Origin of the sequence: Streptomyces sp. NPDC087845 (assembly GCF_044742755.1) — a bacterium.
Classification (GTDB): Bacteria; Actinomycetota; Actinomycetes; order Streptomycetales; family Streptomycetaceae; genus Streptomyces.
This window is the reverse complement of record NZ_JBIUVC010000044.1, coordinates 1-6607: the sequence shown is the minus strand read 5'-3', so window position 1 is coordinate 6607 and position 6607 is coordinate 1. Positions and strand designations below refer to the sequence as shown.

The 6607-nt window shown below is 67.3% G+C and carries 5 protein-coding genes and 2 pseudogenes; 4 read left to right on the top strand and 3 right to left on the bottom strand.

Annotated elements, in window-relative coordinates:
* Positions 1 to 91: 91 nt before the first annotated feature.
* On the bottom strand, positions 92 to 2389 hold the full coding sequence (locus ACIOMQ_RS41275) for an ATP-binding cassette domain-containing protein (RefSeq protein ID WP_402192860.1): 2298 nt from the start codon (positions 2387 to 2389) through the stop codon (positions 92 to 94).
* A 372-nt stretch (positions 2390 to 2761) separates the two neighbouring features.
* Positions 2762 to 3100, bottom strand: a pseudogene (locus ACIOMQ_RS41270) (4-hydroxyphenylacetate 3-hydroxylase C-terminal domain-containing protein); the annotation flags it as partial.
* A gap of 32 nt (positions 3101 to 3132) precedes the next feature.
* Between ACIOMQ_RS41270 and ACIOMQ_RS41265 the strand changes: the two are divergent.
* From ACIOMQ_RS41265 to ACIOMQ_RS41255, 3 genes are all read left to right on the top strand, one after another.
* Positions 3133 to 3441 (top strand): hypothetical protein, encoded by a 309-nt coding sequence (locus ACIOMQ_RS41265; RefSeq protein WP_401944945.1) that lies wholly within the window; start codon positions 3133 to 3135, stop codon positions 3439 to 3441.
* Positions 3442 to 3659: 218 nt separating this feature from the next.
* Positions 3660 to 4121 carry a MarR family winged helix-turn-helix transcriptional regulator gene (locus ACIOMQ_RS41260; protein ID WP_401944923.1) on the top strand — a complete coding sequence of 154 codons (462 nt, stop codon included), beginning with the start codon at positions 3660 to 3662 and terminating at the stop codon, positions 4119 to 4121.
* Between the two features lie 110 nt (positions 4122 to 4231).
* On the top strand, positions 4232 to 4534 hold the full coding sequence (locus ACIOMQ_RS41255; RefSeq protein ID WP_402192858.1) for a hypothetical protein: 303 nt from the start codon (positions 4232 to 4234) through the stop codon (positions 4532 to 4534).
* 15 nt (positions 4535 to 4549) lie between these two features.
* Here ACIOMQ_RS41255 and ACIOMQ_RS41250 read toward each other — a convergent pair.
* Positions 4550 to 5492, bottom strand: a pseudogene (locus ACIOMQ_RS41250) (IS5 family transposase).
* 327 nt (positions 5493 to 5819) lie between these two features.
* Between ACIOMQ_RS41250 and ACIOMQ_RS41245 the strand changes: the two are divergent.
* Entirely contained in the window at positions 5820 to 6593 is a 774-nt protein-coding gene (locus ACIOMQ_RS41245) for a hypothetical protein (RefSeq protein ID WP_402192855.1), read from the top strand.
* Positions 6594 to 6607 lie beyond the last annotated feature (14 nt).

Below are 6607 nucleotides of genomic sequence, written 5' to 3'. Positions count from 1 at the left end.
GCCGGCCTCGTCTCCGACCGCAACACCACCGGCTGACACAAACCCCCAGCTCAGGCCCCTCACGTCTCCAACGCAATCACGCACCAGCTCGTTAGTGCTGTGCGGCAGCCTGCGCGAGGTCTCTTCGGAGGTACTCGGCGGTGAACGAGCCCTGGGTGGTGCTCAGTTGCTCCGGTGTGCCTTCGAAGATGATGTGGCCGCCGTGTCGGCCGGCTTCGGGGCCGAGGTCGATGACCCAGTCGGCGTGCTTGATCACGTCTAGGTCGTGTTCGATCACGATCACGGTGTTGCCGCCGTCGGCGAGCCGGTCGAGGAGGGCGAGCAGTGTCTCGACATCCGCCATGTGCAGGCCGGTCGTCGGCTCGTCGAAGATGTAGAGGCTGCCCGTCTCGCGCAGCCGGTCGGCGAGTTTGAGTCGTTGCCGTTCGCCGCCGGACAGTGTGGACAGCGGTTGTCCGAGGGTGAGGTAGGGAAGGCCGACTTCGCGGAGCATGGCGAGCCTGCGCAGCACCGTGCGTTCGGTGAAATGGTCGAGTGCCCCCTCGACGCTGAGGCTCAGGGTCTGCACGATGTTGTGGCCGTCGAGGCGGTAGTCGAGGACCTCGTGCCGGTAGCGCTGGCCCTCGCAGACCTCACAGGCTGTGGTGACCGGGTCCAGGAACGCGAGGTCGTTGTCGATGAGGCCGCGGCCCTTGCATGCAGGGCAGCCGCCGGTGGAGTTGAAGCTGAACATCCCGGCGTCGACCCCGTTGGCCCGGGCGAACAGTTTGCGGATGGTGTCCATGATGTTGATGTAGGTGGCTGGCGTGGAGCGCGGCGAGATGCCGATCGCCGACTGGTCCACGATGATCGCGTCGGGCTGCTGGGCGGCGAGGACGCTGGAGACCAGGGTGCTCTTGCCCGATCCGGCGACGCCGGTGACGGCGGTGAGTACACCGGCCGGGATGTCGACGGTGATGTCCTTGAGGTTGTGCAGATCGGCCCCGGTGATGGAGAAGGTGCCGGTGGGGGCGCGCGGTGCCTGGTTAAGCCCGGACACTGTGCTGAGGCGCTGCCCGGTGAGGGAGTCGGAGATGCACAGTTCCGCGACCGTGCCTTCGAAGACGACCTCGCCGCCGTGGGCGCCGGCGCCCGGGCCCATGTCGATGACGTGGTCGGCGATGGCGATGACCTCCCGGTCGTGCTCGACGACCAGGACCGTGTTGCCCTTGTCCCGCAGGGCCAGGAGCAGCTCGTTGAGTCGGTGCACGTCGCGGGGGTGCAGTCCGACGCTGGGTTCGTCGAAGATGTACGTCACGTCGGTAAGGCTGCTGCCGAGGTGGCGCACGATCTTCAGTCGCTGCCCCTCTCCGCCTGACACGGTGGAGGTCTCACGGTCCAGGCTGAGGTAGCCGAGGCCCACTGCCTCGATGCGGCGCAGTACTGCGAGGGCCGCTGTCGCCACAGGCTTGGCTACGGGGTCGTCGATGGTGGTGAGCACCTCGATGAGCTCGCCGATCTCCATTGCCGTGTAGTCGGCGATGCTGTGCGTTCCGATCTTCGAGCGCCGGGCCGCCGCGTTGAGCCTGGCGCCCCCGCACTCCGGGCAGGGGCCCTCGGTGACGACCCGGGCGACGGCCTCGCGGTCGCGGTCGCTCAGGGTCTGTCCGTCGCGCTTGAGGTAGCGGCGGGTGAAGCGGGCAACGACTCCCTCGTACTCGTTCTTGTAGACGCTGTGCCGGCTGCGGCGGTCGACGCGGAACCCACCGCCGTGCAGGAAGAGTTCGCGCTCCTGGTCGGTGAAGCGGGCCAGCGGCGTGTCGGGGTTGAAGAGACCCGATTCCGCGTACAGCTGCCACTGGGCAGTACCGACCGCGAACGAGGGGAAGTTGATGGCACCCTCGTTCAGCGTCTTGCTTTCGTCGAGCAGCCGATCCAGGTTCACGGTGGTGGTGCGGCCCAGTCCTTCGCAGGTCTCGCACATGCCGTGCGGATCGTTGAAGGAGTACAGGTTCGACGGTCCGGCGCTGGGTTTTCCGTGCCGTGAGAACAGCACCCGCAGAATAGGGTGGATCTCGGTCATGGTGCCGACGGTCGAGCGTGAATTGCCGCCGATGGGCTTCTGGTCGACCACGATCGCGGTGGAGAGGTTCTCCATCACTTCGGCGCGCGGCCGCTCGTACCGGGCGAGCCGGTTTCGTACGTACCAGGGGAATGTCTCGTTGAGCTGGCGCTGGGACTCGACCGCGATCGTGGAGAAGACGATCGAGGATTTTCCGGAGCCGGATACACCGGTGAAGACGGTGAGTTTTCCCTTGGGGACGGTCAGCGAGACGTTCTTGAGGTTGTTCTCCCGGGCGCCGCCGAGAACGATATCGCCGCTGAATCGCGCGTTTCCCCGACCTGCCATGCTCCGCAACCTCCGCCCGCCGCAATGGCTCCGCTACCGTCACCCCACGCCAACTGATTTCCGTACGGCAATCACAGACTAGCATCGTTCGACATTGATCACCGGCCCGACTCTTGGAGGTCGTTCCCCATGCGGACGTACGAGCACAGCATCGGAACCGCCCTGCCGCAGGCGGTTTTCTGGGCCTGCTACGCCGACCCGGCACTGCGGCCCGAGTGAGACAAGGAGGTACGGGAGCTGACGCTGCACGGGCCGCTGGCCTCCTGCGCACGGGGCACGCTGACCCTGCCGCGGTTCACCTACCACCTGGCCGAGGTCGCCAGGGGAAACGCGTGTCACCCGTCGGGCGGAGATTGTTGGACCCTCGGTCGGCCAGATCAGCGCGCTGCCGAGGTCCTGCTGGAGGATCTCGCGGATCCGCGGGTAGCCGATCGTCATAAACCATCGGCATGCCACACCATAGTCGAGGTTGGGCAGCAGCGCCCCGTTGCGCCACGGGTCGGGGTTCTGCGCCATGGCGTCGCCGAGGCCCCAGAACATGTTGCGCCAGGCGAGGGCCTCGCCGATGCGGGTCTGTATGCCGCGGAAGTCCTTGGTACCGGCGGCCTCGACTCCCTTGAGGAACAAGCCTGCGAGGAAGTCGAGTTTGACGCCGAGGCGGGTGATGCCGTGGAAGGTGAGCCGGTGGGTGAAGCCGGAGGCGTTCAGGAAGGTGCGCGCGCCGGCGGGAACCCGGTCCTGGGATCTGCCTCGGCTTCCAGCTGCTGTCGTCCTGCCTGGGGCTGACCGTTTCGCGCGGAAAGCGGCCCCAGCAGGGGATGCAGCGCACGATCGAAGTGTTCGGCTGCCCGGCGACCGTCGGCTTCTCCAATTCCTTCTCCGTACGCACCGGCGGTGGCCCGGTCGAGGCCCTGCACCAGGTCGGAGTGGAGCTCTGCCCGCAGCCGGGCACGGACGAGGTACTCGCTCTGCGAGGGCCTGGCGTCGCGGGGGTGCAGTTCCATCCGGAGTCCGTCTCAGCCGCTCCGGTGCCGAGCTGTTCCTCGCCCTGATGCAGGAGGCATCCCGCCACGGGGCGGCCCTGCGGGCAGCAACGGGGTAGGCACATGCCCCGGAACGGCAAAGGGATGGCCACCCCCGACAGGGGTGGCCATCCCTTTGCGCAGAAGGCGGCTACGCTTGCATCATTTCCATGCGGAAATCAAGTAGGGGTGCATTGGATATTGCAGCGGCCCCGGTCCTCTGTGTCCACTTCGAAAAGGAGCCACCGATGACGGACGTACGCGCTGTCTGCCCACAGCAGCCCAGCCCGCCCTCCGAGCTGGAGGACGCGCTGTCCCATCTGCAGTGCGTGCTGGTCGCCCGGCGCACTGCGACCAACCCCGAGGGCATCAACTGGCAGCAGTACGACGTACTGGAGATGCTCCGTATCCGCGGCGCCATGAACCCCTCGCGGCTCAGTGAGTCCCTGGGGGTGTCACGGCAGACCGCATCCAAGGCGCTGCGCGTCCTGAAAGACCTCGAACTCATCCAGCAGGCAGCACTCGGCGAGGACAGGAGGGAACATACGACCTCGCTGACCCCGAAGGGCCACACCTTCCTGGCTAGAGCGGCGCGCAGCCGACGGGAGAACGTTCACGCCGCTGCAGAGGTGCTCTCGCCCGGCGAGCAGGCCTTGTTCACGGAAATGTGCCAGAAGGTCGCTGCCTCGATCGATGTCCTGCTGCACTAGGAGCTGTCCGGCCGATCATCGATGGCGTGCGTCAGGCTCCTGCTTGAGGCACCTGTGACGGCGGTCTGAAGTCGATTGCCAGGGGTCTGCTGCTGCGCGACCATCGCCGGATGGGTGCGGATGAGGGTCGGAAGCTGATGCGGGTTGTGCAGACGTGTTCTGCCTACCCGTCGCAGTGGGATGCCTGGACGGCAGACGGCCAGTACTTGTATCTCCGATACCGGCATGGCGTGGGCTGCGTCGAGTGGCATCCTGGCCCTGCCGATGATGCCGATACGCCGGACTCTTGGAGCGAGGACCGCTCGGGGCTCCTGATCGAATGGGACGATGGCACCGGCAGCGGTGTTGTCAACCTTGAGGACTTCCTTGCGGCAGCGGGCTTGGTGTTGGCGCCCGGTGCCTCGGTGAGTTGACGTCGTGCCACGTGGTCAGGTGCGGAGCCGGATGACGAGCGCGGCCGCGGTGACGGTACCGAGGAAGACGTATCCACGCTTGTCGTAACGGGCCGCGACAGCACGGAAGTTCTTCAGCTTGTTGATGGCCCGCTCCACAGTGTTGCACTTCTTGTACCGTTCCTCGTCGAAGCCGGGGGGTCGTCCGCCTCGCGACCTTTGCGCAGGCGGGCGGCCTGGCTGTCGGCCTTCTGCGGGATCGTGTGTCGGATGCCGCGTCGCCGCAGGTACTGACGGCAAGGACCGTTGCTGTAGGCCTTGTCGGCAGCGACGCTGTCGGGCTTCTTGCGGGGTCTGCCCACTCCGCGGCAGGGGATCCGGATCTTCTCCAGCACCGGCACGAACTGGGTGCAGTCGGCCCGCTGCCCCGGCGTGACGATCAGGGTCAGCGGGCGGCAGAAGCCGTCCGCACTCAGGTGGATCTTGCTGGTGAAGCCGCCGCGCGAACGGCCCAGGCCCTCGCCTCCCGCACCACCTCCGCCAGCCGGCCGACGAGGCTCTGCCACGGAGTTTCGTCCTGGTGTTCCAGCGTCTCGTCCCCCTTTGAGTCGGCGCGGGCCGGTGGCGGGTCGGTGCGGGCGCCGGCCGCGTGCTGATGGGCGCGAACGATGGTGGAGTCCACCGAGATGTCCCAGTCGATCTCGCCGGCCGCGTCGGCCGCGGCCTGGACCCGCTGCAGCAGAAGCTCCCAGGTGCCGTCGGCCGACCACAGCCGATGGCGCTCGTAGACCGTCTTCCACGGCCCGAACCGCTCCGGCAGATCGCGCCAGTGAACCCCGGTCCGAACCCGGTGAAGAATCCCGTCGATCACCTGCCGGTGATCACGCCACCGCCCGCACCGTCCGTTGCTCACCGGCAGGAACGGCCGCAGCCGCTCCCACTCTGCGTCCGACAGATCACCACGTTCTCCCCGCCCCATAACGGGGAACAGCCCCAACTACCCCAAGACGCTGGCCTACGCGACCGCCCGACGTGATGACACCCTGCTCTGCTTCCACCTCTGGAACAGCTTCGCCCCGAGTCCAAGCTCGTCGTCGGCCGCCGTCCATGCCGAACCCGTCCTCTGGGCCTTCCGGGACTGCGGCGCCCTGTTCATGAACGGCTTCACCTTCACCCCGGAGGGATCCGCCTGTCGGCGTGCGAGCTGAAGTGCGGGCGCGAGGGAACCGGGTTGCGAGGCGGTCGGGAGCTGCGGTGAAATCGGGCGGGCCGTGCACCTGCGGCCCGGGCGGGGAGAGATTGGTTCATGAACGGGACGACAGCGCTGGACAGCATGCTGCAGCAGGCGCACGTGGTCCAGGTGAGTTCGGTGAGCGGGTTCGGGGTGGACGGAGAGATCCGGGTCGACCTCTCCGACCCGGCGGAGTCGGCCCAGCTCAGGACAGCCATGGCCGTGGAATCGCTGCCCGGGTTCCACTGCATGTGCCGCAAGGACGTCCGCTTCGAGGTGTTCGACCGGGACGATGGGCGGCTTGCAGTCGTCGTCCTGCACCACAGGGCGACACCGAGGTGGGAACAGTGGGAGAGTGACGCCGTCCTCGCCGACGGCCGCCTGCTCCTGGCGTGGCTGGACGGGCACGGCATGCCCGGCCCCATGCAGCAGTTCGAGGCCGACCGGCAGCGAGCGGAGGAAGGGACCGAAGAGGAGCGCAACTGGCTGGCCGCGATGCCCGCCGGACTGGAGGGGACCGCCGACCGGATCCTCGACCTATCCCGCACCGGCAGCAGGCCCTCCCCCGAATCGCTCGCGGAACTCACGGACCGACTGCAGCTGACGTTCCCCGACCGGGTGGAGCGGGTGCTGGCCCTGCTCGATTGGTACGGCTCCGGCAGCGGGCGCTGCTCCGGCTACCCCGTCCACGAGGGCCTGCCTGGCGAGCTGCTCGGCAGGGTGCCGACGTCAAGTCCCAGAGCAGGCAAGTTAATTCTCTGCAAGCCCTTAGCTTGGCGTTTAATCGCGGCAAGATCATTGCTTGTTAGGGTTCGCCGTTTGCCTGACAACGGGCACGGCCGCCCGTGATTCTTCGGAGTGTC

Bases quoted from the DNA above. Each gene is read 5' to 3' on its own strand.
- ACIOMQ_RS41260 (WP_401944923.1), top strand. From the start codon at position 3,660: ATGACGGACGTACGCGCTGTCTGCCCACAGCAGCCCAGCCCGCCCTCC.
- ACIOMQ_RS41245 (WP_402192855.1), top strand. From the start codon at position 5,820: ATGAACGGGACGACAGCGCTGGACAGCATGCTGCAGCAGGCGCACGTG.
- ACIOMQ_RS41275 (WP_402192860.1), bottom strand. From the start codon at position 2,389: ATGGCAGGTCGGGGAAACGCGCGATTCAGCGGCGATATCGTTCTCGGC.
- ACIOMQ_RS41255 (WP_402192858.1), top strand. From the start codon at position 4,232: ATGGGTGCGGATGAGGGTCGGAAGCTGATGCGGGTTGTGCAGACGTGT.